The following is a 23681-nucleotide window of genomic DNA, read 5'->3' as shown; positions in this document are numbered from 1 at the left end:
CGGCGGCAGCCGGAGCAGCAGCGGCGGGTGCCGGAGCGCTCGGAGCAGCGGCGGCCGGAGCCGGGGCAGCGGCAGGTGCAGCACCTTTGACTTTCAGCTTGAGGATCAGGTCGCCGGTACCGACTTCGTCATCGAGCTTGATGGAAACGCTTTCCACCACGCCCGCAGCCGGCGACGGGATTTCCATGCTGGCCTTGTCGGATTCCAGGGTGATCAGCGACTGGTCGGCTTCAACGCTGTCGCCAGCCTTGACCAGCACTTCGATGATCTTGGCCTTGCCCGCCGAACCGATGTCCGGAACGTGGATGTCCTGAACGCTGTCGGCCACTGGTGCAGCCGGAGCGGCGGCAGGAGCAGGTGCAGCGGCGGCGGCTGGAGCAGCAGCCTGGGCTGGAGCGGCAGCAGCAGGAGCCGCAGCACCCGCCACTTCCAGATCCAGAATCAGGTCGCCAGTGCCGACTTCGTCGTTCAGCTTGACGCTGATGGCCTTGACCACGCCAGCGGCAGGCGACGGGATTTCCATGCTCGCCTTGTCCGATTCCAGGGTGATCAGCGACTGATCAGCGGCCACGGTGTCGCCGACCTTGACCTGGATCTCGATGATCTGTGCCTTGCCCGACGAACCGATGTCCGGCACGTGCACTTGCTGAACCGAAGCGGCAGCCGGAGCTGCGGCGGGCGCAGCCGGTGCAGGAGCGGCAGCCGGTGCAGCTTCAGCCTTCGCGGCAGGAGCTGCCGCCGGAGCAGGGGCCGCTTGCGCGGCGCCCTCGACTTCCAGCTCCAGCAGTTCGTCGCCTTCTTTCAGGCGATCGCCCAGCTTCACTTTCAGGCTCTTGATGATGCCGGCCTTAGGCGCAGGCACTTCCATGCTCGCCTTGTCCGACTCAAGGGTCAGGATGCTCTGGTCGGCTTCGATACGGTCGCCGACCTTCACAAACAGTTCAATTACTTCACCTTCACCGCTGCCGATGTCAGGTACGCGAATGAGTTCGCTCACAGAGTGTCTCCTCAGCAGTCCAGTGGGTTGCGTTTTTCCGGGTTGATACCGAACTTGACGATGGCTTCAGCCACCACCTTAGGTTCGATGTCACCACGGTCAGCCAGTGCTTCCAGGGCTGCCAACACCACGAAATGACGGTCGACTTCGAAGAAATGACGCAGTTTCTTGCGGCTGTCGCTGCGACCGAAACCATCGGTACCCAGGACTTTGAATTCCTTGGACGGTACCCACTGGCGAATCTGCTCGGCGAACAGCTTCATGTAGTCGGTAGAGGCGATGACCGGACCTTTACGGCCGTTCAGGCACTCTTCGACGTAGCTCAGCTTAGGCTTCTGGCCAGGGTGCAGACGGTTGGTGCGCTCGACGGCCAGGCCATCGCGACGCAGTTCGTTGAAGCTGGTAACGCTCCAGACGTCGGCGCCGATGTTGAACTCTTCACGCAGGATCTTCGCCGCTTCACGCACTTCACGCAGGATGGTGCCGGAGCCCATCAGCTGCACGTGGTGCGCCGCTTCGCGGGTGTCTTCCTCGAGCAGGTACATGCCTTTCTTGATGCCTTCCTCGGCACCGGCCGGCATGGCTGGCTGCTGGTAGGACTCGTTCATCACGGTGATGTAGTAGAAGACGTCCTGTTGCTCTTCGGTCATCTTCTTCATGCCGTCCTGAATGATCACCGCCAGCTCGTAGCCGTAGGTCGGATCGTAGGTGCGGCAGTTCGGGATGGTCGCGGCCAGCAGGTGGCTGTGACCGTCTTCGTGCTGCAGGCCTTCACCGTTCAGGGTGGTACGGCCGGCGGTGCCGCCGATCAGGAAGCCACGGGTACGGCTGTCGCCGGCCGCCCAGGCCAGGTCACCGATACGCTGGAAGCCGAACATCGAGTAGAAGATGTAGAACGGCAGCATCGGCTGGTTGTGGCTGGAGTACGAAGTACCGGCAGCGATGAAGGAACTCATGGCGCCCGCTTCGTTGATGCCTTCTTCGAGGATCTGACCCTTCTGGTCTTCCTTGTAGAACATCACCTGGTCTTTATCGACTGGCTCGTAGAGCTGGCCGACGGAGGAGTAGATGCCCAACTGACGGAACATGCCTTCCATACCGAAGGTACGGGCTTCGTCCGGGATGATCGGTACGATACGTGGACCGATTTCCTTGTCCTTGACCAGTTGCGCGAGGATTCGCACGAAGGCCATGGTGGTGGAAATTTCGCGGTCGCCCGAACCGTCCAGGATCGCTTTGAGCGTGTCCAGTGGCGGAGTCGGGATGTTGAAGCTTTGTGCGCGGCGCTGAGGCACGAAACCGCCCAGTGCGTTGCGGCGCTCGGCCAGGTAACGGGCTTCGGCGCTGTTCGGCTCAGGCTTGAAGAACGGCAGGTTCTCCAACTCTTCGTCCTTGACCGGAATGTCGAAACGATCGCGGAACAGCTTCAGGCTGTCGACGTCGACTTTCTTGGTGTTGTGCGCGGTGTTCTTCGCTTCGCCGGCACCGGTACCGTAACCTTTGATGGTCTTGGCCAGGATGACGGTCGGTTGTTCCTTGTGGTTGACCGCTTCGTGGTAAGCCGCGTAGACCTTGTACGGGTCGTGGCCGCCACGGTTGAGTTTCCAGATCTCGTCGTCGGACAGGTCGGCAACCATCGCCTTGAGTTCAGGCGTGTTGAAGAAGTGTTCACGGACGAACGCGCCGTCTTTGGCTTTGTAGTTCTGGTACTCGCCGTCGATGACTTCGTCCATGCGACGTTGCAGGATGCCGTCGACGTCCTTGGCCAGCAGTGGGTCCCAGAAACGGCCCCAGATGACTTTGGTCACGTTCCACTGAGCACCGCGGAACACGCCTTCGAGTTCCTGGATGATCTTGCCGTTGCCGCGAACCGGGCCGTCGAGGCGCTGCAGGTTGCAGTTGATGACGAAGATCAGGTTGTCGAGCTTCTCGCGGCCGGCCAGGGAGATGGCGCCCAGGGATTCCGGCTCGTCGCACTCGCCGTCGCCGAGGAAGCACCAGACTTTCTGTTTGCCTGGCTGAATGAAACCGCGGTGCTCCAGGTACTTCATGAAGCGCGCCTGGTAGATCGCCTGGATCGGGCCCAGACCCATGGATACGGTCGGGAACTGCCAGAAGTCAGGCATCAGCCATGGGTGCGGATAGGACGACAGGCCCTCACCGTCGACTTCCTGGCGGAAGTTGTTCATCTGGTCTTCGGTGATGCGGCCTTCCATGAATGCACGGGCGTAAACGCCTGGCGAGGTGTGGCCCTGGAAGTAGATCAGGTCGCCGCCGTGTTCGTCGGTCGGGGCCTGGAAGAAGTAGTTGAAGCCAATGTCATACAGGGTCGCACTGGAAGCGAAGCTGGAGATGTGACCGCCGAGGTCAGAATCTTTCAGGTTCGTACGCATTACCATGGCCATCGCGTTCCAGCGCACCAGCGAGCGAATGCGGCGTTCCATGAACAGGTCGCCAGGCATGCGTGCTTCGTGGGTAACGGGGATCGTGTTGCGGTAAGGCGTGGTGATGGCGTAAGGCAACTGCGAACCGCTGCGGGTCGCGAGTTCACCCATACGGGTCATCAGATAGTGAGCACGGTCTTCGCCTTCTTTGTCGAGAACCGATTCCAGGGCGTCCAGCCATTCCTGGGTTTCGACGGGATCGAGGTCTTGCATGGCTTGCTCCAGGGCGGAAAGGCTACCAGAATCGGTTGCCTGAGTTAGCGACTGGCCTTGTGGGCAGACGTTATGAATTCTTGGATTGCCGATAGATTGTTCCGGCGGCGTGTAGTTTTACTACAAATCATCCGGCATTTCAGCCTCGCTAATGTATATACGAGTAGTAAAACTACAGATCAGCGGCTTGTGGCCCCCGGCTGCGTTGTGAGAATAATCGTTAAGGTTGGTGATTTACCAATCATACAAGGTGAACACTTGATGCTGGCTGCCAAATTAGAAGATTTTTCAGCTATTTCTAACCTTTGTTCGACAGTCCTTCAGGTAGTGGGTTTTGAAAATTCACTACATGCAGCCCATTACTCGCCGATCAAGGATAGACCATGAGCCTCCCCTCGCTTGTCGAACTGCCTGCCATTCTCCTGCCGTTTGTCACCCGCGCCGAGCAGTCGTTCCGTGCTGCCGTGGCCGCGCTGGATGACGATCATGGGTTGTCCGCGTGGACGCCCGAGCGTTGGGCGCAATTTGCCCGCGTCACCGCCGCCAGCGATTTCGTGATTGAACAATGTGTTCGTGACCCTTTGATGTTGCTGGAGCTGGTGCAATCCGGTGAGCTGGACCGCCGCTTCGCGCCGGGCGAGTTGTGCGCACAGATCGCCGCTGCCGCGAACGGCGCCGAAACCGATGATCAGCTGGGTCGCGTCTTGCGTCGCCAGCGCGCGCGGCATCAAGTGCGCATCATCTGGCGTGACCTGACCCGCCAGGCCGATCTGGTGCAGACCTGTCGCGACCTCTCGGACATGGCCGACGCCAGTATCGATCAGGCCTATCAATGGCTGTACGCGCGGCATTGCCAGCAATTCGGCGTACCGACCGGGCGCCGTAGCGGCGAACCACAGCAGATGGTCGTGCTCGGCATGGGCAAGCTCGGCGCGGTGGAGCTCAACCTGTCGTCGGACATCGACCTGATCTTCGCCTACCCCGAGGGTGGCGAAACCGTCGGCGTCAAGCGCCCGCTGGATAACCAGGAGTTCTTCATTCGCCTCGGCCAGCGCCTGATCAAGGCGCTGGACCCAATGACCGTCGACGGTTTTGTCTTCCGTGTCGATATGCGCCTGCGCCCATACGGTTCGTCCGGCGCGTTGGTGCTGAGCTTCAATGCGCTGGAACAGTACTACCAGGATCAGGGCCGCGACTGGGAGCGCTACGCGATGATCAAGTCGCGCGTGGTGGCCGGTGATCAGGTGGCCGGCGCGCAGTTGCAGGAGATGCTGCGGCCGTTCGTGTACCGGCGTTATCTGGATTTCTCGGCGATCGAAGCGCTGCGCACCATGAAACAGTTGATCCAGCAGGAAGTGCGGCGCAAGGGCATGGCCGACAACATAAAGCTGGGCTCTGGCGGCATCCGCGAAGTCGAGTTCATCGCCCAGGCGTTCCAGTTGATCCACGGCGGTCGCGACCTGAGCTTGCAGCAGCGCCCACTATTAAAGGTATTGAGCACGCTCGAAGGCCAGGGCTACCTGCCGCCGGCCGTGGTCAGCGAGTTGCGTGAAGGCTACGAATTCCTGCGCTACACCGAGCATGCCATCCAGGCGATTGCTGACCGCCAGACACAAATGCTCCCCGATGGCGCGCAGGATCAGGCGCGCATCGCCTTTATGCTCGGTTTTGCCGATTGGGAGGCATTCCACGAGCAGCTGATGTTCTGGCGTGGTCGTGTGGCATGGCACTTCGCTCAGGTGATTGCCGATCCTGATGAAGAGGCGGCAGGGGAAAGTGAGGTGGTCGTCGGCGGTGAATGGTTGCCGCTCTGGGAAGAGGCGCAGGACGATGAGGCCGCATGCCGACAGCTGGAGGAGGGCGGGTTCAAGGACGCGCCAAAAGCCCTGAAAGCCCTGGCCAGTCTGCGCAGCAGTCCGCAACTGCGGGCCATGCAGCGCTTGGGGCGCGAGCGCCTTGATGCCTTTATTCCACGCTTGCTGGCCCAGGCTGTGGAGCATGCCAACCCGGACCTGGTGTTGGAGCGTGTACTGCCTCTGGTAGAAGCCGTGGCTCGCCGTTCTGCCTATTTGGTGCTGCTGACCGAAAACCCCGGGGCCTTGCGCCGCTTGCTGACGTTGTGCGCGGCGAGCCCGTGGATTGCCGAGCAGATCACCCGCTTCCCGTTGCTGATGGACGAGTTGCTCAACGAAGGTCGCTTGTTCAAACCGCCTTTGGCACCGGAGCTGGCCGCTGAATTGCGCGAGCGTTTGACGCGGATTCCCGAGGACGATCTGGAACAGCAGATGGAAGCCTTGCGTCACTTCAAGCTGGCCCACCGCTTGCGGGTAGCAGCGTCGGAAATCGCCGGCAGCCTGCCGCTGATGAAGGTCAGCGATTACCTGACCTGGCTCGCCGAAGCAATCCTCGAGCAAGTGCTGGCGCTGGCCTGGCGCCAAACCGTGGCCAAGTACGGCACGCCGCTGCGCACCGACGGCACCTTGTGCGATCCCGGCTTCATCATTGTCGGTTACGGGAAAGTCGGCGGCCTGGAGCTCGGGCATGGTTCGGACCTGGACCTGGTGTTCATCCACGACGGCGATCCGCAAGCCGAGACCGATGGACCCAAGCCGATTGATGGCGCGCAGTTCTTCACGCGTCTTGGCCAGCGCATCATTCACTTGCTGACGGCGCAGACCAACTCCGGCCAGCTCTATGAAGTGGACATGCGCCTGCGGCCTTCCGGGGCCTCGGGACTGTTGGTGAGTTCACTGGGGGCCTTTGCCCGTTATCAGGAAAGCGAAGCCTGGACCTGGGAGCATCAGGCATTGGTACGTGCGCGGGTGCTGGTCGGCAGTCAGGATGTCGGCGAGGCGTTCGAGAAGGTTCGTGCCGCGATTCTGGGCAAGCCGCGTGATTTGCCGACGCTGCGTCAGGAGGTCAGTGAGATGCGCGCCAAGATGCGCGACAACCTCGGCAGCAAGAGCACCGGGGCCGGAACGGGGGCAAATGCCTTCGACGCCGCGGCGCCGTTCGACCTCAAGCAGGACGCCGGAGGTATCGTCGATATTGAATTTATGGTGCAATACGCGGCCCTGGCGTGGTCGCAAACCCATTCGCCATTGCTGCGCTGGACGGACAATATCCGCATTCTGGAAGAGCTGGAACACGAAGGGCTGATGCCCGTCGAAGACGCCAGCTTGCTGCGTGAGGCCTATAAAGCCTACCGCTCCGCCGCCCACCGGCAGGCGTTGCAAAAGGATCCGGGGGTCATCCCGGGCGATCAGTTTGCGGACGAACGGCGTCAGGTCATGCGGATCTGGCGTGAGCTGGGGCTAAGCTGAATCGGGATTTTTGATATACCCAAATCCCCTGTGGGAGCGAGCAAGCTCGCTCCCACAGGCAGGTGCAGCGTCCTGTAGATTGAAGGCAGCCTGCAAAGCGCTAAGCTGCATCGCACTGGATGTGCACCAATTACCCAATGTAGGAGCGAGCCTGCTCGCGATAGCGGAGTGACAGTCGACAGCAATGTTGAAGGTAATGACCCATCGCAAACACGCATTGCCCCACAGAGACTTTCGAAACGGGGAGGCGCATGCCTCCCCGGATCGTTTTTGGAAACCACATGAAAATTCTGATCGTTGGGCCCAGCTGGGTCGGTGACATGGTGATGGCGCAGACACTTTTCCAGTGCCTGAAACAACGCCATCCGCAATGCGAGATCGACGTGCTGGCCCCGGAGTGGAGCCGGCCGATTCTTGAGCGCATGCCCGAAGTTCGCCAGGCCTTGAGCTTTCCGCTCGGCCACGGCGTGCTGGAGCTGGCCACGCGTCGACGTATCGGCAAGTCTCTGGCCGGTCAGTACGACCAGGCGATCCTGTTGCCCAACTCGCTGAAGTCGGCGCTGGTGCCGTTCTTCGCCGGTATCCCGAAGCGCACCGGCTGGCGCGGCGAGTTCCGTTACGGTCTGCTCAACGACGTGCGTACCCTGGACAAGGATCGCTACCCGTTGATGATCGAGCGCTTCATGGCCCTGGCTTTCGAGCCTGGCGTTGAGCTGCCGAAACCTTACCCGCGCCCGACCTTGCAGATCGACCCGGTGACCCGCGAAGCGGCGCTGGCCAAGTTCGGCTTGACCCTTGATCGCCCCGTGCTGGTGTTGTGCCCCGGCGCCGAATTTGGCGAAGCCAAGCGCTGGCCTTCCGAGCACTATGCGAAGGTCGCCGAGGCGAAGATTCGCGACGGTTGGCAGGTCTGGTTGTTCGGTTCGAAGAACGATCACGCCGTCGGTGAAGACATCCGCGCACGCCTGATTCCCGGTCTGCGCGAGGAATCGGTCAACCTCAGTGGCGGCACTTCGCTGGCCGAAGCGATCGACCTGATGTCCTGCGCCGATGCCGTGGTGTCCAATGATTCCGGCCTGATGCACGTTGCCGCTGCGCTGAACCGTCCGCTGGTGGCGGTCTACGGTTCGACCTCGCCGGGCTTCACGCCGCCGCTGGCCGAACAGGTCGAAATCGTCCGCCTGGGTATCGAGTGCAGCCCCTGCTTCGATCGCACCTGCCGGTTCGGTCATTACAACTGCCTGCGTCAATTGATGCCGCAGGCGGTGAACGAAGCCTTGCAGCGGTTGCAGGGCACTGTGGTCGAGGTCCAATAGTTTGCGGGTTCTGCTGATCAAGACTTCTTCGCTGGGCGACGTGATTCATGCGTTGCCAGCGCTGACCGACGCGGCGCGGGCGATTCCCGGCATCAAATTCGACTGGGTGGTGGAAGAAGGCTTCGCCGAGATTCCGACCTGGCACCCGGCGGTGGGCAAGGTGATTCCGGTGGCGATCCGTCGCTGGCGGAAAAGCATCTGGCAGACCATCAAGAGCGGTGAATGGAAGCGCTTCAAGCAAAGCGTTCGCGCGACGAAATACGATCTGGTCATTGACGCCCAGGGCTTGCTGAAAAGTGCCTGGCTGACCCGATACGTCAAAGCGCCGGTGGCCGGACTCGACAAAGGCTCGGCTCGGGAACCGATGGCTTCGCGTTTTTACAATCGACGCCTGGCAGTTGCCCGCGGCCAGCACGCTGTGGAGCGAGTACGCCAGTTGTTCGCCATCGCCCTGGGCTACGACTTGCCCAAGGGCCTGGGCGATTACGGCCTGAGTGTCGAGCGCTTGGTCGAGTTGCCGCGCAAGAACCCGTACGTGCTGTTTTTGCATGGCACAACCTGGGACACCAAGCACTGGCCGGAAGCCTATTGGCGCGAGCTGACCGAGCGAGTCGGCTACCTGGGGGTGGGCGTGAAACTGCCTTGGGGCAATGCTCAGGAAAAAGCCCGGGCCGAGCGTATCGCCGCCGGTTTCAAGCACGCCGAAGTGCTGCCGAAACTCAACCTGGCCGGCGTCGGCAAAGTGCTGGCCGGCGCGCAAGCCTGCGTGGCGGTGGACACCGGCCTCGGTCATCTGGCGGCTGCGCTGGATGTGCCGACGCTGTCGCTGTTCGGTCCGACCAACCCGGGCCTGACCGGCGCCTATGGCAAGGTGCAGATTCACCTGGCCAGCGATTTCCCCTGCGCGCCGTGCCTGCAAAAGAAATGCACTTATCAGCCGACGGCCGACGACGTACGTCAGTTTGACCTGAAACGCGAGTGGCCTTTGTGCTTCACGCGTCTGAATCCCGAGCGTGTCGCGAGCCGACTGAGCACGTTGTTACTGGCTGAGGAGCTGCGCTGATGCAATTGGCTTTTGTCTTGTACAAGTACTTTCCCTTTGGTGGCTTGCAGCGCGATTTCATGCGCATCGCCCTGGAGTGCCAGAAGCGCGGCCATCAGATTCGTGTCTACACGCTGATCTGGGAGGGCGATGTGCCGCCGGGTTTTGAGGTGCTGGTGGCACCGGTGAAAGCGTTCTTCAATCACCGGCGTAACGAGAAACTCAGCGAATGGATGGAAGCGGACCTGGCCAAGCGTCCGGTCGATCGTCTGATCGGTTTCAACAAGATGCCCGGTCTGGATGTTTACTACGCCGCCGACGGCTGTTTTGAAGACAAGGCGCAGAACCTGCGTAACTCTCTGTACCGACGCTGGGGCCGCTATCGCCACTTCGCCGAATACGAGCGTGCGGTGTTCGCCAAGGACGCCAAGACCGAAGTGCTGATGATTTCCGAGGTCCAGCAACCACTGTTCATCAAGCATTACGACACGCCGCTGGAGCGTTTCCACCTGCTGCCGCCGGGCATCGCCCAGGATCGCCGTCGCCCTGGGAATGCGGACGAGATTCGTGCCGGGTTTCGCGCCGAATTCAACCTGAAGGACGATGACCTGCTGCTGGTGCAGATCGGTTCCGGCTTCAAGACCAAGGGTGTGGATCGCAGCCTCAAGGCGCTGGCCGCATTGCCCGCCGAACTGAAGAAGCGCACACGGCTGTTTGTAATTGGCCAGGATGACCCCAAGTTATTCCAGATGCAGAGTGCAACACTGGGGCTGGGCGACAACGTGACCTTCCTCAAAGGGCGCAGCGATATTCCGCGATTCCTGTTGGGCGCCGACCTGCTGATTCACCCGGCGTACAACGAAAACACCGGTACCGTGCTGCTCGAAGCCTTGGTAGCTGGCCTGCCGGTGCTGGTCAGCGCGGTGTGCGGGTACGCCCATTACATTGCCGAGGCCGATGCCGGCCTGGTACTGGACGAGCCTTTCGATCAGGCGCAACTGACCCAGTACCTGACCGGCATGTTGAACGACGCTCAAGCACGGGCGGCCTGGAGCCGCAACGGTCTGGCCTACGCCGAAACGGCCGACCTCTACAGCATGCCGCAGCACGCGGCGGATGTGATTCTGGCGGAGCACGCTAAATGAAGTTGATGCTGGCTGAACCGTTCAAGAGCCTTTGGGCCGGACGCGACCCGTTCGCCGAAGTCGAAGGCTTGCAGGGCGAGGTGTACCGCGAGCTTGAAGCGCGCCGTACCCTGCGCACCGAAGTGAACGGCAACGGGTTTTTCGTGAAGATTCACCGTGGCATCGGCTGGGGTGAGATCTTCAAGAACCTGCTCACCGCCAAGCTGCCGGTGCTCGGTGCAGGCCAGGAATGGAAAGCCATTCAGCGCCTGCAGGAAGTCGGCGTGCCGACCATGACTGCGGTTGCCTATGGCGAAAAGGGCAGCAACCCGGCCGACCAGCATTCGTTTATCGTCACTGAAGAACTGGCCCCGACCGTCAGCCTGGAAGACTTCAGCATCAACTGGATCAAACAGCCGCCGGAACCAAAGCTCAAGCGGGCACTGATCGCCGAAGTCGCACGCATGACCGGCATGATGCACCGCGCCGGGGTCAATCATCGCGACTGCTACATCTGCCATTTCCTGTTGCACACCGACAAGCCGGTGACACCCGAAGATTTCAAGCTCTCGGTGATCGACCTGCACCGTGCCCAGACCCGTCCGCAGATCACCCGACGCTGGCGCAACAAGGACCTGGCAGCCCTGTATTTTTCCGCCCTCGACATCGGCCTGACCCGTCGCGACAAATTGCGTTTTCTCAAGGGCTACTTCCAGCAACCGCTGCGGCAGATCCTCAGCGAAGAGGCGGCGTTGTTGAGCTGGCTGGAGGGCAAGGCCAACAAGCTCTACGAGCGCAAGCAGCGTTACGGGGACGCGCTCTGATGTCGGGTTGGAAACTGGAACCGGCTTACAGCAACCTGGCAGAGGATTTCGGCAGTCTTGAAGCAGTGTTTGCCCTGCAAGGAGAGCGTCTTACCCGCGATCCGCTGTCGGAAGTCATCCGTGTGCAGCGCAATGGCGTGAACTACTACGTCAAACGTTACGTCGGCGCCGGCAAGGGCCTGCGTCGTTATCTGGGCAAGCCCCGGGTGAAGATGGAGTGGCAGAACCTCAAGCGGTTCGCCAAGTGGGGCATTCCCACCGCCGAAGTGGTGGCCTGGGGCCTGGAGCGGCGTGGCGCGGCGTACGATCGCGGGGCGATGATTACCCGAGAGCTGCCGCACACCGAAGACTTGTCTGCGTTGGCTGAACGGCACGATGCGAAACTGGCGGATCGCGTCTGGGTCGACACTGTCAGCCGTCAACTGGCCCGGTACACCCGGACCATGCATGACCACCGCTTTACCCACAACGATTTGAAGTGGCGCAACCTGCTGATCGATGATGAAGCACGACTGTTCCTGATCGATTGCCCCAACGGTGATTTCTGGCGCGGTTTCTGGCTGAAGTACCGCATCACCAAAGACCTGGCCTGCCTGGACAAAGTTGCCAAGTACCAGCTTTCGGCCACCCAGCGCTTGCGCTTTTACCTGCAATACCGCCAACGGAACCGGCTCAACGCGGCTGACAAGAAGCGTATCCGGCATGTGGTGAGATTTTTCGAGGGACGCGAATGAATGATTTTCTGGCTGCTGAAGACCGCGCGCTGCTTGAGCGCCACGGGCTCGGCACATTCGATGCCCTGTGGGCCAAGCAGCTTGAAGCGGTGGATGAACCAAACACTGGCCGCGGTGGTTGGAGCAGCGTGTTCCGCCTGGACCTGGAAGGCCGTGGTTTTTACCTCAAGCGCCAGAGCAATTACCTGACCCGCACCTTGCGCGCGCCGTTTGGCGAGCCAAGTTTTGCCCACGAATTTCGCAATATTTCCCGTTATCAACAGCTGGGCATTCCTGCCTTGCAGGCGGCGTTCTACGGTGAGCGCAAGGTCGATGGCGAAGTCAGGGCGATCCTGCTGACCCGTGCTTTGGACGGTTGGGATGATCTTGATTCACTGCTGCAGCGCTGGTCGGAGTTGAGCGCAGTGCAGCAGTCGGAAATCCTCAAGGCCTGCGGCGTACTGGCTCGCCAGCTGCACGCGGCGCGGCAGGTGCATGGCTGTTTTTACCCCAAGCATATTTTTCTGCGGGCCAGCGGTAGCGGTTACGAAGGGCAACTGATCGACCTGGAAAAAACCCGACCTTTGTTGTTCGGCCTGCGTGATCGGGTCAAGGACCTGGAGCCGTTGATGCGTCGTGCACCGGAGTGGGACGAGGCGCAGTTGCGTGAGTTGTTGGCCGCGTATCTGGATCAGCCGCTGGACAGCACCTTGATTGATAGCTGGCTGCGGCGCTTGACGGCGCGACGCAGTCACAAGGGAGTGCGTTGATGCGCTTGTCCGAATTAAAGAGTGCCGGGCGCAGCCCGGTCTTGCCGCTGAGCATTTCGCTGGCCGATGCTGCCGGTCCTGCCGACTTGCAGTTGTTGACCCTGTTGCGGGTGTTGCCGGGGCAGCGGTATGTCGGCGCCGGGGTCTGGCGCGGCCGGCCAGTGCTGGCCAAGCTGCTGGTCGGCAGCAAGGCGGCGCGGCACTTTCAGCGTGAGCTGGACGGCGTGCGCCTGCTCGCCGCGCAAGGTCTGACCACGCCGCAGCTGTTGGCTGATGGCCTCAAGGACGGCGAGGGTGGCTGGTTGTTGTTCGAGTTTCTGGAAAGTGCCGAAAGTCTCGGTGACATCTGGAAGCGAGTTGAACAACAGCCGGTGCTGTCTGACGGCCAGGGCGCCGTTTTGGCCGAGGCCTTGGGCGCCATTGGTCAGATGCACCGCAGGGGGTTGTGGCAGGAAGATCTGCACCTGGACAACCTGCTGCGTCAGCGCGGTCGTTTGTACCTGATCGATGGTGCCGGCATTCGCAGTGAAACCCCGGGCCAGCCTCTGTCGCGACAGAAAGTCCTGGAAAACCTCGGGGTGTTTTTCGCCCAGTTGCCCAAGTCGCTGGAGCCGTTTACCGAAGAGTTGCTGGTCTACTACCTGCTCAGTAATGGCGAACACGCCTTGCCCATGGAGGCGCTGCAAAAGCAGATCGACAAGGTGCGTAGCTGGCGACTCAAGGACTTTCTGATCAAGGCCGGCCGCGAGTGCTCGTTGTTCAGCGTGCAGCGCGGGGCATTCGGTTTGCGCGCGATTCGCCGCGAGGAAGAAACTGCCATGTTGCCGGTGCTGGAACAGGCCGACGCCTTGCTCGATCAAGGGCATCTATACAAAACTGGCGGTGCGGCCAGTGTCGGCAAGGTCGATGTCAATGGCCGCACGTTGGTGATCAAACGCTACAACATCAAGGGATTTGCCCATTGGCTCAAGCGCTTCTGGCGCCCGAGCCGCGCTTGGCATTCCTGGCGTGAAGGCAATCGGCTGGCGTTCCTCGGGATTGCCACGCCGAAACCGCTGGCGTTGCTGGAAAAGCGTTTCCTGTGGCTGCGCAGCCGAGCCTATCTGGTCACCGAATATCTGCCGGGGCCGGACATCATTGAGCGTTTCTCGCCCTACGTTGAGAGCGGCAATGCGCCGGAGGCCGAGTTGGCGGCACTTGACCATCTGTTTGCCGAGTTGATTCGCGAACGCATCAGTCATGGCGACTTCAAGGGGCATAACCTGTTTTGGCAGGAGGATCGCTGGGCGTTGATCGATCTCGATTCGATGTGTCAGCACGGTTCCGCGAGCAGTTTTGCGCCGGCCTATGCCCGGGATCGGGCGCGGTTCATGCGCAATTGGCCTGAGAGTAGTGCGCTGTATCAGGTGATTGATCAGCGGTTGCCCAGGGATATCTCCGGCGCGGGCTGAATCGGGCTCGTTCCCACAGGAGCAGGCTTGCCGCTGATATGGGTGACAGGTCTCTGTGAATCGTCCTACGCAGTCTTGGGAAGCCATGAACTGTGGTGCCAACCACCGCGATGCTAGTTTGCCTGACGTTTTCGGAGGGCAGACTTTGTCGATCAAGATGGCGGTTTCATCAGGTGCTTTATCACTGGCCATGGCCGGATGCGGGACTGTCTCGACGGTCTTGCAGGATGATGCCGAGGCGGCGCAAAGCCTGCGTCGGCAAAAAACCTATTGTCAGAGCATTCCCCGCATCTACAGCGGCCTGGCTTTCGACTTCTGCGTCTTGAACGCGCCACCTGATCCCACGGGCGTTCTCGTGCCCCTCGTCCTTCTGGATCTCGCGCTCTCTGGCACGCTCGACACCATGGTCCTGCCGTACACGATTTACCGGCAAACCGTGGACGGCAACATTCCTGTTTATTGGCGACCATCGCGCGGCTGAAACAATCTGAGCGGCCTCATGCGCTGCCTGGTCGTTGCCGCTAGAGGCTTGCCGCTGCTTTTACGCTATAATCCCGCCCTTTAGCTGTCTCTCGCTCCTTGAGAAGGCACATCATTTTTGAGGCGCTTACAGCGCCTGCATGCAGACTAAAGAGGCTAGACCCCTGTGGCATTGACGATTCTTGGCCTGTCCGGCGCCCTTAGCCATGATCCTTCCGCAGCCCTGTACATCGACGGCAAGCTGGTCGCGGCGGCTGAAGAAGAGCGCTTCGTACGCGATAAACATGCAAAGAACCGCATGCCTTACGAGTCGGCGAAGTTCTGTCTGGAACAAGCGGGCATCAAGCCATCCGACGTTGACGTGGTCGCGATTCCGTTCGCCCCGATCAGCCTGTTCGGCAAAGCCCGCTGGCAGTACGCCAAGCGTTACTGGTACGCCCCGGACCGCGCGCTCGATGCGATCCTGATGGGCAACCGTCGCTACAAGCGCTATCGCAACAAGATCGTCTGGTGCCTGGAGCAACTGGGTTTCGATCCGAAGAAAATCAAGATCGAACCGGTCGAGCACCACCTGGCTCACGCCTCCAGCGCTTACCACTGCTCCGGTTTCAAAGAGAAAACCGCGATCCTCGGTATCGACGGCAAGGGCGAGTACGCCACGACTTTCTTTGGCTACGGCGAAAACGGCAAGATCCACAAGATCAAGGAGTTCTTCGATCCGGACTCCCTGGGTGGCCTGTACGGCGCGATCACCGAGTTCCTCGGTTTCGACATGCTCGACGGCGAATTCAAGGTCATGGGCATGGCGCCGTACGGCGACGCCAGCAAATACGATTTCTCGCGCCTGGCCTCGTTCGAAAACGGCGAGTTGGTGATCAACACCGACTACGCCAACGTGATCGGCCTGCGCCGCTACAAAGAGAAAGGCAAGGGTTACTACTTCTCGCCGAAGCTGATCGAGTGGCTGGGTCCGAAGCGCGAAGGCGATATCGCCGACGAGCCTTACATCCACTACGCGGCCAGCATTCAGGCACTGTTTGAAAAAATCGCGTTGCAGATGATCGACCATTACCTGGGCGACGTGCTCAAGGAAACCGGCAAGCTGGCCTACGCCGGCGGCTGTGCGTTGAACGTCAAGCTCAACCAGAAAATCATCGCTCGCGACGACGTCAAGGAGCTGTTCGTACAGCCTGCCTCCGGCGACGCCGGCACGGCGGTCGGCGCTGCGGCCTATGTGTCCCACGCCCGTGGTGTACCGGTCGAGAAGATGGAGCACGTCTACCTCGGCCCGTCGTACAGCAACGAAGACGTGATTGCCGCGTGCGCCCGTCACGAGAACAAGCCGACCTGGCGCAAGCTCGACAACATGCCGGAGCAGATCGCCAGGATCATGGTCGACGGCAACCCGGTGGCCTGGTTCCAGGGCCGCATGGAGTTCGGTCCGCGGGCACTGGGTGGTCGCTCGATCATCGGTTGCCCGAGCGTGGCCGGTGTGGCTGACCGTATCAACCACCAGATCAAGTTCCGCGAGCGCTGGAGGCCTTTCTGCCCGTCGATGCTCGACACCGTTGCGCCACAGATGATCAAGATCGATCACCCGGCACCGTTCATGACCTTCACCTTTGAAGTCGCGGAAGAGTGGAAAACCCGCGTGCCTGAAGTCGTCCACGAAGACGGCACGTCCCGCGCCCAGGTGCTCAAGCGTGAGTACAACCCGCGCTACTACGACATGATGAAAGCGCTGGAAGTGTTGACCGGTAACGGCGTATCGCTGAACACCTCGCTCAACCGTCGCGGTGAGCCGATGATCTGCTCGCCAACGGATGCGTTGAACATGTTCTTCGGGTCGGACCTCCAGTACCTGATCATGGAAGACATTCTGGTGGTCAAAGAGGGCGCGAACGCCTATGACACGCTCGGCTGAACGCCATGTGCTGCAGTTCTGCCACGGCTATGACGGGCCGTTTCTGGACTGCGCACGGCAGTACGCCAGCCTGTTTGCGGGCACCGGCTATCGGGTGACCACGGTGTTTCTCACCGGGGCCGCCGATAGCCAGGTCGCCGCCGCCTGTGCCAGCGATGAAGTGCTGTTCATGGAGTACAGCTCCAAGGCCATTCGGGGTTTGAAACTGGGTGCCATCAGCGATCTGCGCAAGATCGCTGCTTCACGCAACTTCAGTTTCTGCATCGCCCATCGCTTCAAGCCTATCTACATCGCCTTGCTCGGTACGTCGTTGCCGGTGATTGGCGTTCATCATGCGTTTGATGATTACAAACGCGGCAGTCGCAAACTCTTCGCCAATATCTTCCGCAAGCGTCTGAGCCTGATCGGTGTGTCCGATGCGGTGCGTGACGACATGCGCAGCTGCCTGCCGACATGGCCGGCAACGCGTATTCAGACCCTGTACAACCGGATCGATGTGGACGCCTTGAAGGCTGCTCAGGTGTCGAGGCGCGAAGCCCGGGAAACCCTGGGGCTGGCGATGGATGCGTGGATCGTCGGCAACGTCGGACGCCTGCATCCGGACAAGGATCAAGCCACGCTGCTGCAGGGGTTTGCCCAAGCGTTGCCGGGTCTGCCGGCCAGTAGTCAGTTGGTCATCCTCGGTTCCGGGCGCCTTGAAGAGAAACTCAAGTCGCAGGCTCGTGAACTGGGCATTGGTGATCGCGTGTTGTTTCTCGGCCAGGTGCCGGATGCGCGCAACTATTTCAGAGCCTTCGATGTGTTCGCCCTGAGCTCGGACCATGAGCCGTTCGGCATGGTGCTGCTTGAAGCGATGGCAGCTGGCCTGCCGTTGCTGGCTACGGCCTGTGGCGGAGCGAAGGAAGTGGTCGAGGGCGTAGGGATCCTGTTCCCGTTGGGCGATGCCGTTCACTTGGCGCAAGGTCTGCAACACCTGGCAGCCATGGATGAGCAGCAGCGCCACCAATGTGCCGAGCTGATGCTCGATCGTTTGCGTGAGTGTTTCAGCGACCGTGCGGTCAGTGATGCGTTCTGGCATTTGCCACAAGTTACCGAACTGGCACAGAGGGGCTGATGCTCAACCGATTCCAAGGCTGGCGTGAACGTGGCTGGGCGGTGGTTGATGCCGCCACTTACGCTGAAACCTGGCAGCGTTACGGCGGCAGCGTCGCCACTCATCCCCAGGTGATCGAGCGGCTGGCGAAACTGGCCGACATTCCGGTGCGTTACCTGGCCTGGACGCAAAACGGCGACATCAAGGCCGCCATTCCTACCTGGGGGCGCGACCTGGCCTTGTCCAAGGACGTGCTCAAGCGCCGCGGTAAAAAAGGCCTGTTCGATCTGGGTAATGCCGAGATCATCCTGCCTGCAGCGCCGGATGCGCAAGCCGCCTTGCGGCATCGCGGTCGTTACTTGTCGGCGCTGAATGAAGGGCGCTTCACCGGTATCAGGTTGCAGACCGAGCAACTGGCCATGGCCCGCACGCCGGAAGAGCTGTCGAAGAAGTTTCGCTACAACCAGCGTCGCGAGTTGCGCCTGCTGGAGGAGGCCGGCGGTGTGGTGCGGCCGGTCTCCGAGTTCTCCAGTGCAGAATTGGCGGCGATGTACTGCGACCTGTTCCAGCGCCGTTGGGGCTTTGCCGCAACAGGCGCCGCGCGCATGGCCGAGGTCATCGAGTTGCTGCGTGAGTGGCTGATTGGCTCGGTGATTTTCCTCAACGATGCGCCGATCGCGATTCAACTGGTGTATCGCGTCGAAACCCCGCAGTGGATCAGCGTCGAGTACGTCAACGGTGGTGTCGATCCGCAAACCCGTGAATTCAGTCCCGGCAGCGTGTTGAGCTTTCTCAACACGCAAAGCGCGTGGGAGCATGCTCGCGCGCAGGACAAACCGCTGCGGTTTTCCTTTGGTCGCGCTGATCGCGAATACAAGGATCGCTGGTGCAACCCTGTGCCGGTCTTCACCGTATGAGTCAAGCCATGAGCCGTAAACAGCAATTGCTCAAGCGCCATCGGCGCAATAAACGAATCGGTCTGTTGATCACCCTGGCGTTGCTGCTGATCGCCGGTGTGCTGGTGGCCTGGTGGTTGGTGCCGGTACTTGCGGTACTGGCCTGGGTCGCCCACGAAGCCTGGTTCGCCGATCATCTTTTCTATTCGCCAGGCGACGACTACCAGTACAGCTTTCCTCCCTATACACCTCAGCCCAAGGTGCATCTCAACGGTGAGCACCTGCGGCTGGATGACGGGGTCATGCTGGTTGAAGCGGCGACGCTGGTGCTGGCTATACGGGTGAAAAGCACCTGGCTGGGTCGCTTCTTCGATCCGCTGGTGGAGTTGAACGGTGGTGATAATCCCGACCGGCAAACCTTCGAGCGCGGCGTTGATGGCCTGCGCTACCTCAATCTCAGCGGTCAGGCGCCAGTGTTGTCGCGCGGGGAGTTGCGTCTGCGTGGGCGCTTCTGTCGACTGCTTGGCGAGCCGGTCCTGTGGGCATTCGAACACCCGGATTACCGTCGTCAGCGGGTCATGGTCATCGCTCCGCATGCCGATGATGCCGAGCTGGCGGCGTATGGCTTGTACAGTCAGGCTGACGAAGCCTGGATCGTCACCCTCACGGCTGGCGAAATCGAAGCTGAACACTACCAGCAGATGGGGCTGGGCAAGGTCGAGGCAGCCCGATTGAAGGGGCGTCTGCGCGCCTGGGACAGCATTGCCGTGCCACGCTGGGCCGGTGTGCCCGAGGCGCATTGCGTGCAGTTGGGGTATTTCTGCCTGCAATTGCCGGCCATGCGGGCTGCACCCGCTACGCCTGTGGGATCTCGGGAAGCGGACATGAGTGACACGCGTCCGTTCCGCCAATTGAATGCTTTTGCGCTACCGGGGGATGTCGACGGTGCGCCGACCTGGAACAACCTGTTGGCTGATCTGCGTGAGCTGTTACTACGGGCGCAGCCGGAGGTGATCGTGCTGCCGCACCCGGTCCTGGATCCGCACCCGGATCATATCTGTGCGCAGGCGGCGGTCATCGAAGCCTTGCAAGGTCTTGACTGGCAGCCGACTTTGTTGGGCTATGCCAACCATTTGCATGACAACGACCGCTGGCCGATGGGCGACACCGGTGCCGGCATCACATTGCCGCCGCTGTTTGAAGCGAATCAGCCGCTGCATCCCTGGTGCCTGGCGCTTGACCGTCCGTTGCAGTGTGACAAGGCCATGGCGCTTGGCATGATGCACGACTTGCAACCGCGGGCGCCGTTCAAGCGGCGTTTGCGTCGAGGATTGCAGCGCTTGCTGGCCGGTCGCTCCGGCTCACCATTTGGCGAAAACGAGTTTTTTCGCAAGGCTGTCCGCCGTCATGAGCTGTTCTGGCGCTTGTAAGATGTTAAAGGTTTGAAAGACGTCCGCCTCTGAGCCGTGACGATTTCAGGTTTGCCCGGTTTGCCTGTTGCGGCAAGGAAGACGATGAAAGTTCTATTTCTGGTACAGAAAGATCAGCGGGCCATCCTGGACCGTTTGTACGACGGTGTCGCGGCTCACTGCGAGTGCGATCTGCGTTGGTTGAGCAGTGCCGAACAGCGCGACTTGCGCGGTTACTTCCGCCGTGAAGTCGATGTGTCACGGTATGACCGTATTGTGTTCTTCCTGCGTTTCAAGCAGGAAATCCGTCAGGCCGGCTTTATCCGTACCGTTCCCAATCTGGTGATTCTCGAACACGACGCCTACCAGAACTACATCCCCTGCAAATACACCGGCAAGTTCAGCGCGCACTACCGTCGCCTGCCGTGGGCGCGGGTGATCAGTTCCGGATTTGTCGTGTCCGAGCGTTTGCGCGGGGAAGGTTTCGATGCGGTGTTCGTGCCCAAAGGCTATGACCAGACGCTGCTACAGGACCAGGGTCGTGAGCGGGATATCGAACTGGCATTCGTCGGCAGCACAAACAGTGTTGCCTACAGCGGTCGCAAGGCCTTACTGGACGAATTGGGACGCGTCGAGTCGCTGGTGGTGACCCGGACCAAGTCCGGCGAAGAGTACTGCGATACGCTCAACCGAATTCGTTTTTTTGTCAGCGCCGACGTCGGCATGGGCGAGTTCATGATCAAGAACTTCGAAGCCATGGCCTGTGGGTGTGTATTGTTGGCCTATGATCAAGGTGCAGAAGAAAACCGTGCGCTGGGCCTTGAAGACATGCACAACGTGGTGTTTTATCGCGATATTCCACAATTACAGGAAAAACTGGCAAGGCTGCGTGCTGACCCCGAGCTGTCGCAACGCATTGCGCTCAATGGCCGTGACCTGGCTGTGAGCCAATTCAGCTTTGCGCGGATTGGGCAGCGAATAGTCGAGGAGCTTGAGCCGCCTCTGCGTCCCCGTGCGCCGTTGAGCATGATGGAACGCATTCGATTGAAAATGGGAATTTGACAAGCGTTAGTGGGCAATTGATATTGCTGGCATTTTAAATCTTATTGAGAATCAAGTGCGCTTTTCCCACGACAGTAACATCACATTGGTCGTCACCAGCTGTGGCCGGCTGGATCTGCTCAAGGCAACGCTCGAGAGCTTCGACCAATTCAATACGGCTGCCATTCGCGAAGTATTCATTACCGAAGATTCGGGCGATGAAAAGGTGCAAGAGGTCATTCCGGCGCATTGGAAGGATCACTGCACAGTGTTCGTCAATCGCCCGAAGCTTGGCCAGTTGGCGTCCATCGATCTGGCATACGAGCACGTCAAGACACCTTACATTTTCCATTGCGAGGATGACTGGCGCTTCTATCGTCCGGGGTTTGTTGAGGACTCCATGACGATTCTTGAATCGCGCCCGGATATCTTGCAGGTTTGGCTGCGCAGCTATATTTATGATCTGCAGGTCCATAGTCCCTATATCAGTCTTGGGCCACGTCAAGTCATCGACGCAGTGGCGTGCTACCCGCTAATCTCCGATAAACCGGAGTGGCAGGGTTTTTCGCTGAACCCAGGGTTGCGTCGAATCAGGGAATATCGGTTGTGTGCGCCTTTTTCCGGGCACAGTGGTGAAAAGGCGTTGTCAGAGCGTTACGCAGCGTTGAATTTGGCAGCGCTGACGCTGGAAGCTGACGCCGTCATGCACATAGGTTTCGGCCTGCATGTACAAACGTCTGTCGAGCGTCAACGCAAGGCTAGGCGCAGTCGTCGCGAGCGGTTGAAGCTTGCATTATTTTTATTGCTGGGAGTCTGCATTGGTTGGGTTGTCAACTGATAGCGCTGCAGCTTGTATTCAGAACCCCGTGCATTGGCTATTTGCCCTATGAGTATTTTGAATGTTATGTGGGCTGGCGGTGCTCCCTTTGCCTCCATTCACAAGGTCCATCAGCAGATTCTGGCCCAGGCTGAGTCTTCCTCGCCAATCAAGACGTGGCTGCTTCAGGGGACCGCATCGGGGTGTGAGGCGAATGTCGGGGAGATTCGGGAGTGGCGATTATCATCCGCCCGCCTGAAGGGTCGCCATTTCTGGCGGCTGGCGAAGCCGTGGATGCAGGCCGGATTTCGCCACGCTTTGCAGGACAGTGAGGCCCATGTGTTATTGCTCGATGGCATGGGCGTGGCACGCGCGCTGCTGCCGATACTCAAATCGATGCCGCATGTTCGGGTGGTGGTTATTTTTCACAGTTCTACCCGCCTGAGTGCAGCGGATAAATTGCTGTTTCAACGCTTTCCGGCGGCACAGTTGAAAATGACGGCCGTCTCGAACACCCTTGCCGAGTCGTTGAGCCGCAGTCTCCAGCTACCCGTCCTGGCGCTGCGCAGTGCCTATGATCCGGTCATTTACCGTACTGAGGCGCTCTCCAGAGACGACGCACGGGCCCGGTTGGGTTTGCCTCTGGACAGTGCGCCAGTACTGGGGACAGTGGGGCGGCTGGTCTCGAAGAAGGGTTTTACCTGCCTGCTCGACGCTTTTGCCGAAGCCGTCAGGCGCCAACCCGATCTGCGCCTGGTCATCATTGGCGAAGGCCCGGCGCGTTCCGCCCTTGAGGCACAAGTCGATCGTCTGGGGTTGAGGGGCAACGTCTCGTTACCGGGTCATTTGAACGATGCAGCCAGACTCTATCGGGCGTTTGACTGGGTCGCCATTCCTTCGCGGGAGGAAGGCCTGGGCCTGACCATGCAAGAGGCGGTGATGGCCGGTGTTCCCGTGTTGTCGAGTGAACTCGCGGTGTTTCGCGAACAATTGGCGGGCACGGGTTGGTATGCCCCGGCTGATGACGTCAAGGCCTGGAGTGATCTGATCGTGCGGGCATTCAGTGTTCCTGCCGAATCGGTTGCGGCCGAGCAGTATCAGGCGCTCGCGCCTGATCAGGCCTGGCAGCGCTTTAGCCGGACAGCCCGCGCCCTGCTCTCATGAGGACAGTACGGCCTGTTCGAGCGCCTGCATTGGAAAGCTGTCGTTCAGGTTTTCGCGTGCAATATAGCGCGCGAAGTGCTGCAGGTTGCGTTTGACCAAGCGCTTGGGCAATGGCGCCCGCGTAAAGCGCATGTCCGCTACATCGATCAGTCCCATCTGGTTGTCCGGCGTGACAACGATATTGCCCAGGTGCAATGAGCGAAAGTAAATCCCCGCCGTGTGCAGGCTGCGTATCAAACCGACCAGTGCCGGTAACCCCTGTTGCCAGGTAAAGCCTGGCTTGCGGGCAATCTGGCTCAAGGTTTCCCCCGGCAGAGGCTGATAAAGCACAGCCGTCATGCCTGGTGTGTCCAGTCGATGGAACTGCAAGACTCTGAAGGTCGGTACACCGCGTTTTTGCAGTTCTACAGCATTGTCGATGAAGCGTTTCGAGTAGGGTCGAAACAATGCGGAAGAAAAAATACGCTTGCGTCGGAACAGTTTGAGGATATTCCCATCCTGCAACAGGTAGACTTTCGGGCCGAAGCTATCGGCCTCCAGTACTCTGGCGCCTTCAATCAATTGATTTAGAGCGGCTTGCGGAAGCCGGGAGCATTGCATCGTGGAAAGCCTTGTTCGAATGGCAGGGTACGTCGGCGGG

The 23681-nt window shown here is 60.2% G+C and carries 19 protein-coding genes; 16 read left to right on the top strand and 3 right to left on the bottom strand.

Annotation, left to right across the window (positions count from 1 at the left end; genetic code table 11):
- A partial coding sequence (locus EIY72_RS15335; protein WP_341800070.1) for a biotin/lipoyl-containing protein occupies nt 1-997 on the bottom strand: 997 nt, incomplete at its 3' end.
- A gap of 11 nt (nt 998-1008) precedes the next feature.
- On the bottom strand, nt 1009-3654 hold the full coding sequence (gene aceE, locus EIY72_RS15330) for a pyruvate dehydrogenase (acetyl-transferring), homodimeric type (RefSeq protein ID WP_093227321.1): 2646 nt from the start codon (nt 3652-3654) through the stop codon (nt 1009-1011).
- A gap of 383 nt (nt 3655-4037) precedes the next feature.
- On the opposite strand from aceE, the gene glnE reads away from it, so the two are divergent.
- The 16 genes from glnE (at nt 4038) to EIY72_RS15250 (ending at nt 23041) form a co-directional block, all read left to right on the top strand.
- Nucleotides 4038-6977, top strand: coding sequence for a bifunctional [glutamate--ammonia ligase]-adenylyl-L-tyrosine phosphorylase/[glutamate--ammonia-ligase] adenylyltransferase (gene glnE / locus EIY72_RS15325; RefSeq protein WP_093227318.1), 2940 nt, complete (start codon nt 4038-4040; stop codon nt 6975-6977).
- Between the two features lie 281 nt (nt 6978-7258).
- Nucleotides 7259-8293: a lipopolysaccharide heptosyltransferase II gene (gene waaF, locus EIY72_RS15320; protein ID WP_093227315.1), complete on the top strand. Its 1035-nt coding sequence runs from the start codon at nt 7259-7261 to the stop codon at nt 8291-8293.
- Nucleotide 8294: 1 nt separating this feature from the next.
- Complete coding sequence (gene waaC / locus EIY72_RS15315) at nt 8295-9356, top strand: lipopolysaccharide heptosyltransferase I (protein ID WP_093227313.1); 1062 nt, start codon at nt 8295-8297, stop codon at nt 9354-9356.
- Complete coding sequence (locus EIY72_RS15310) at nt 9356-10480, top strand: glycosyltransferase family 4 protein (RefSeq protein ID WP_093227311.1); 1125 nt, start codon at nt 9356-9358, stop codon at nt 10478-10480. Before waaC ends, EIY72_RS15310 begins: the two co-directional genes overlap by 1 nt.
- Entirely contained in the window at nt 10477-11283 is an 807-nt protein-coding gene (gene rfaP / locus EIY72_RS15305; RefSeq protein WP_093227309.1) for a lipopolysaccharide core heptose(I) kinase RfaP, read from the top strand. Before EIY72_RS15310 ends, rfaP begins: the two co-directional genes overlap by 4 nt.
- The gene (locus EIY72_RS15300; protein ID WP_093227307.1) at nt 11283-12017 is read left to right on the top strand and encodes a lipopolysaccharide kinase InaA family protein; all 735 of its coding nucleotides are present in this window, start codon (nt 11283-11285) and stop codon (nt 12015-12017) included. The genes rfaP and EIY72_RS15300 overlap by 1 nt, the downstream gene beginning before the upstream one ends.
- Complete coding sequence (locus EIY72_RS15295; protein WP_093227305.1) at nt 12014-12766, top strand: lipopolysaccharide kinase InaA family protein; 753 nt, start codon at nt 12014-12016, stop codon at nt 12764-12766. Before EIY72_RS15300 ends, EIY72_RS15295 begins: the two co-directional genes overlap by 4 nt.
- Nucleotides 12766-14217: a lipopolysaccharide kinase InaA family protein gene (locus tag EIY72_RS15290; protein ID WP_093227303.1), complete on the top strand. Its 1452-nt coding sequence runs from the start codon at nt 12766-12768 to the stop codon at nt 14215-14217. The genes EIY72_RS15295 and EIY72_RS15290 overlap by 1 nt, the downstream gene beginning before the upstream one ends.
- 145 nt (nt 14218-14362) lie before the next feature.
- A complete protein-coding gene (locus EIY72_RS15285) occupies nt 14363-14698 on the top strand; it encodes a YceK/YidQ family lipoprotein (RefSeq protein ID WP_093230742.1) in 336 nt (111 codons plus the stop codon).
- 165 nt (nt 14699-14863) lie between these two features.
- A complete protein-coding gene (locus EIY72_RS15280; protein ID WP_093227301.1) occupies nt 14864-16621 on the top strand; it encodes a carbamoyltransferase family protein in 1758 nt (585 codons plus the stop codon).
- Nucleotides 16605-17735 (top strand): glycosyltransferase, encoded by a 1131-nt coding sequence (locus EIY72_RS15275; RefSeq protein ID WP_093227299.1) that lies wholly within the window; start codon nt 16605-16607, stop codon nt 17733-17735. Before EIY72_RS15280 ends, EIY72_RS15275 begins: the two co-directional genes overlap by 17 nt.
- The gene (locus EIY72_RS15270) at nt 17735-18631 is read left to right on the top strand and encodes an antimicrobial resistance protein Mig-14 (protein ID WP_093227297.1); all 897 of its coding nucleotides are present in this window, start codon (nt 17735-17737) and stop codon (nt 18629-18631) included. Before EIY72_RS15275 ends, EIY72_RS15270 begins: the two co-directional genes overlap by 1 nt.
- Nucleotides 18632-18639: 8 nt before the next feature.
- On the top strand, nt 18640-20040 hold the full coding sequence (locus EIY72_RS15265) for a PIG-L family deacetylase (protein ID WP_093230739.1): 1401 nt from the start codon (nt 18640-18642) through the stop codon (nt 20038-20040).
- An 84-nt stretch (nt 20041-20124) separates the two neighbouring features.
- Entirely contained in the window at nt 20125-21081 is a 957-nt protein-coding gene (locus tag EIY72_RS15260) for a glycosyltransferase family protein (RefSeq protein WP_093227295.1), read from the top strand.
- Nucleotides 21082-21136: 55 nt separating this feature from the next.
- Nucleotides 21137-21898 carry a glycosyltransferase family protein gene (locus EIY72_RS15255; protein WP_093227293.1) on the top strand — a complete coding sequence of 254 codons (762 nt, stop codon included), beginning with the start codon at nt 21137-21139 and terminating at the stop codon, nt 21896-21898.
- A gap of 48 nt (nt 21899-21946) precedes the next feature.
- Complete coding sequence (locus EIY72_RS15250) at nt 21947-23041, top strand: glycosyltransferase (protein ID WP_093227291.1); 1095 nt, start codon at nt 21947-21949, stop codon at nt 23039-23041.
- Here the strand turns inward: EIY72_RS15250 and EIY72_RS15245 are convergent.
- The gene (locus EIY72_RS15245) at nt 23036-23641 is read right to left on the bottom strand and encodes a BUD32 family EKC/KEOPS complex subunit (RefSeq protein WP_093227289.1); all 606 of its coding nucleotides are present in this window, start codon (nt 23639-23641) and stop codon (nt 23036-23038) included. The two genes, EIY72_RS15250 and EIY72_RS15245, sit on opposite strands and share 6 nt — an antisense overlap.
- Nucleotides 23642-23681 lie beyond the last annotated feature (40 nt).

The organism is Pseudomonas vancouverensis (genome assembly GCF_004348895.1).
GTDB classification, from domain to species: Bacteria; Pseudomonadota; Gammaproteobacteria; order Pseudomonadales; family Pseudomonadaceae; genus Aquipseudomonas; species Aquipseudomonas vancouverensis.
Note: the sequence above shows the minus strand (reverse complement) of the source record. Positions and strands in the feature narration are given on the sequence as shown.

Coding starts and splice junctions, on each gene's coding strand:
- rfaP (WP_093227309.1), top strand. CDS start 10,477: ATGAAGTTGATGCTGGCTGAACCGTTCAAGAGCCTTTGGGCCGGACGC.
- EIY72_RS15265 (WP_093230739.1), top strand. CDS start 18,640: ATGAGCCGTAAACAGCAATTGCTCAAGCGCCATCGGCGCAATAAACGA.
- EIY72_RS15260 (WP_093227295.1), top strand. CDS start 20,125: ATGAAAGTTCTATTTCTGGTACAGAAAGATCAGCGGGCCATCCTGGAC.
- EIY72_RS15300 (WP_093227307.1), top strand. CDS start 11,283: ATGTCGGGTTGGAAACTGGAACCGGCTTACAGCAACCTGGCAGAGGAT.
- EIY72_RS15290 (WP_093227303.1), top strand. CDS start 12,766: ATGCGCTTGTCCGAATTAAAGAGTGCCGGGCGCAGCCCGGTCTTGCCG.
- glnE (WP_093227318.1), top strand. CDS start 4,038: ATGAGCCTCCCCTCGCTTGTCGAACTGCCTGCCATTCTCCTGCCGTTT.
- aceE (WP_093227321.1), bottom strand. CDS start 3,654: ATGCAAGACCTCGATCCCGTCGAAACCCAGGAATGGCTGGACGCCCTG.
- EIY72_RS15275 (WP_093227299.1), top strand. CDS start 16,605: ATGACACGCTCGGCTGAACGCCATGTGCTGCAGTTCTGCCACGGCTAT.
- EIY72_RS15295 (WP_093227305.1), top strand. CDS start 12,014: ATGAATGATTTTCTGGCTGCTGAAGACCGCGCGCTGCTTGAGCGCCAC.
- EIY72_RS15270 (WP_093227297.1), top strand. CDS start 17,735: ATGCTCAACCGATTCCAAGGCTGGCGTGAACGTGGCTGGGCGGTGGTT.
- EIY72_RS15310 (WP_093227311.1), top strand. CDS start 9,356: ATGCAATTGGCTTTTGTCTTGTACAAGTACTTTCCCTTTGGTGGCTTG.
- EIY72_RS15245 (WP_093227289.1), bottom strand. CDS start 23,641: ATGCAATGCTCCCGGCTTCCGCAAGCCGCTCTAAATCAATTGATTGAA.
- waaF (WP_093227315.1), top strand. CDS start 7,259: ATGAAAATTCTGATCGTTGGGCCCAGCTGGGTCGGTGACATGGTGATG.
- EIY72_RS15250 (WP_093227291.1), top strand. CDS start 21,947: ATGAGTATTTTGAATGTTATGTGGGCTGGCGGTGCTCCCTTTGCCTCC.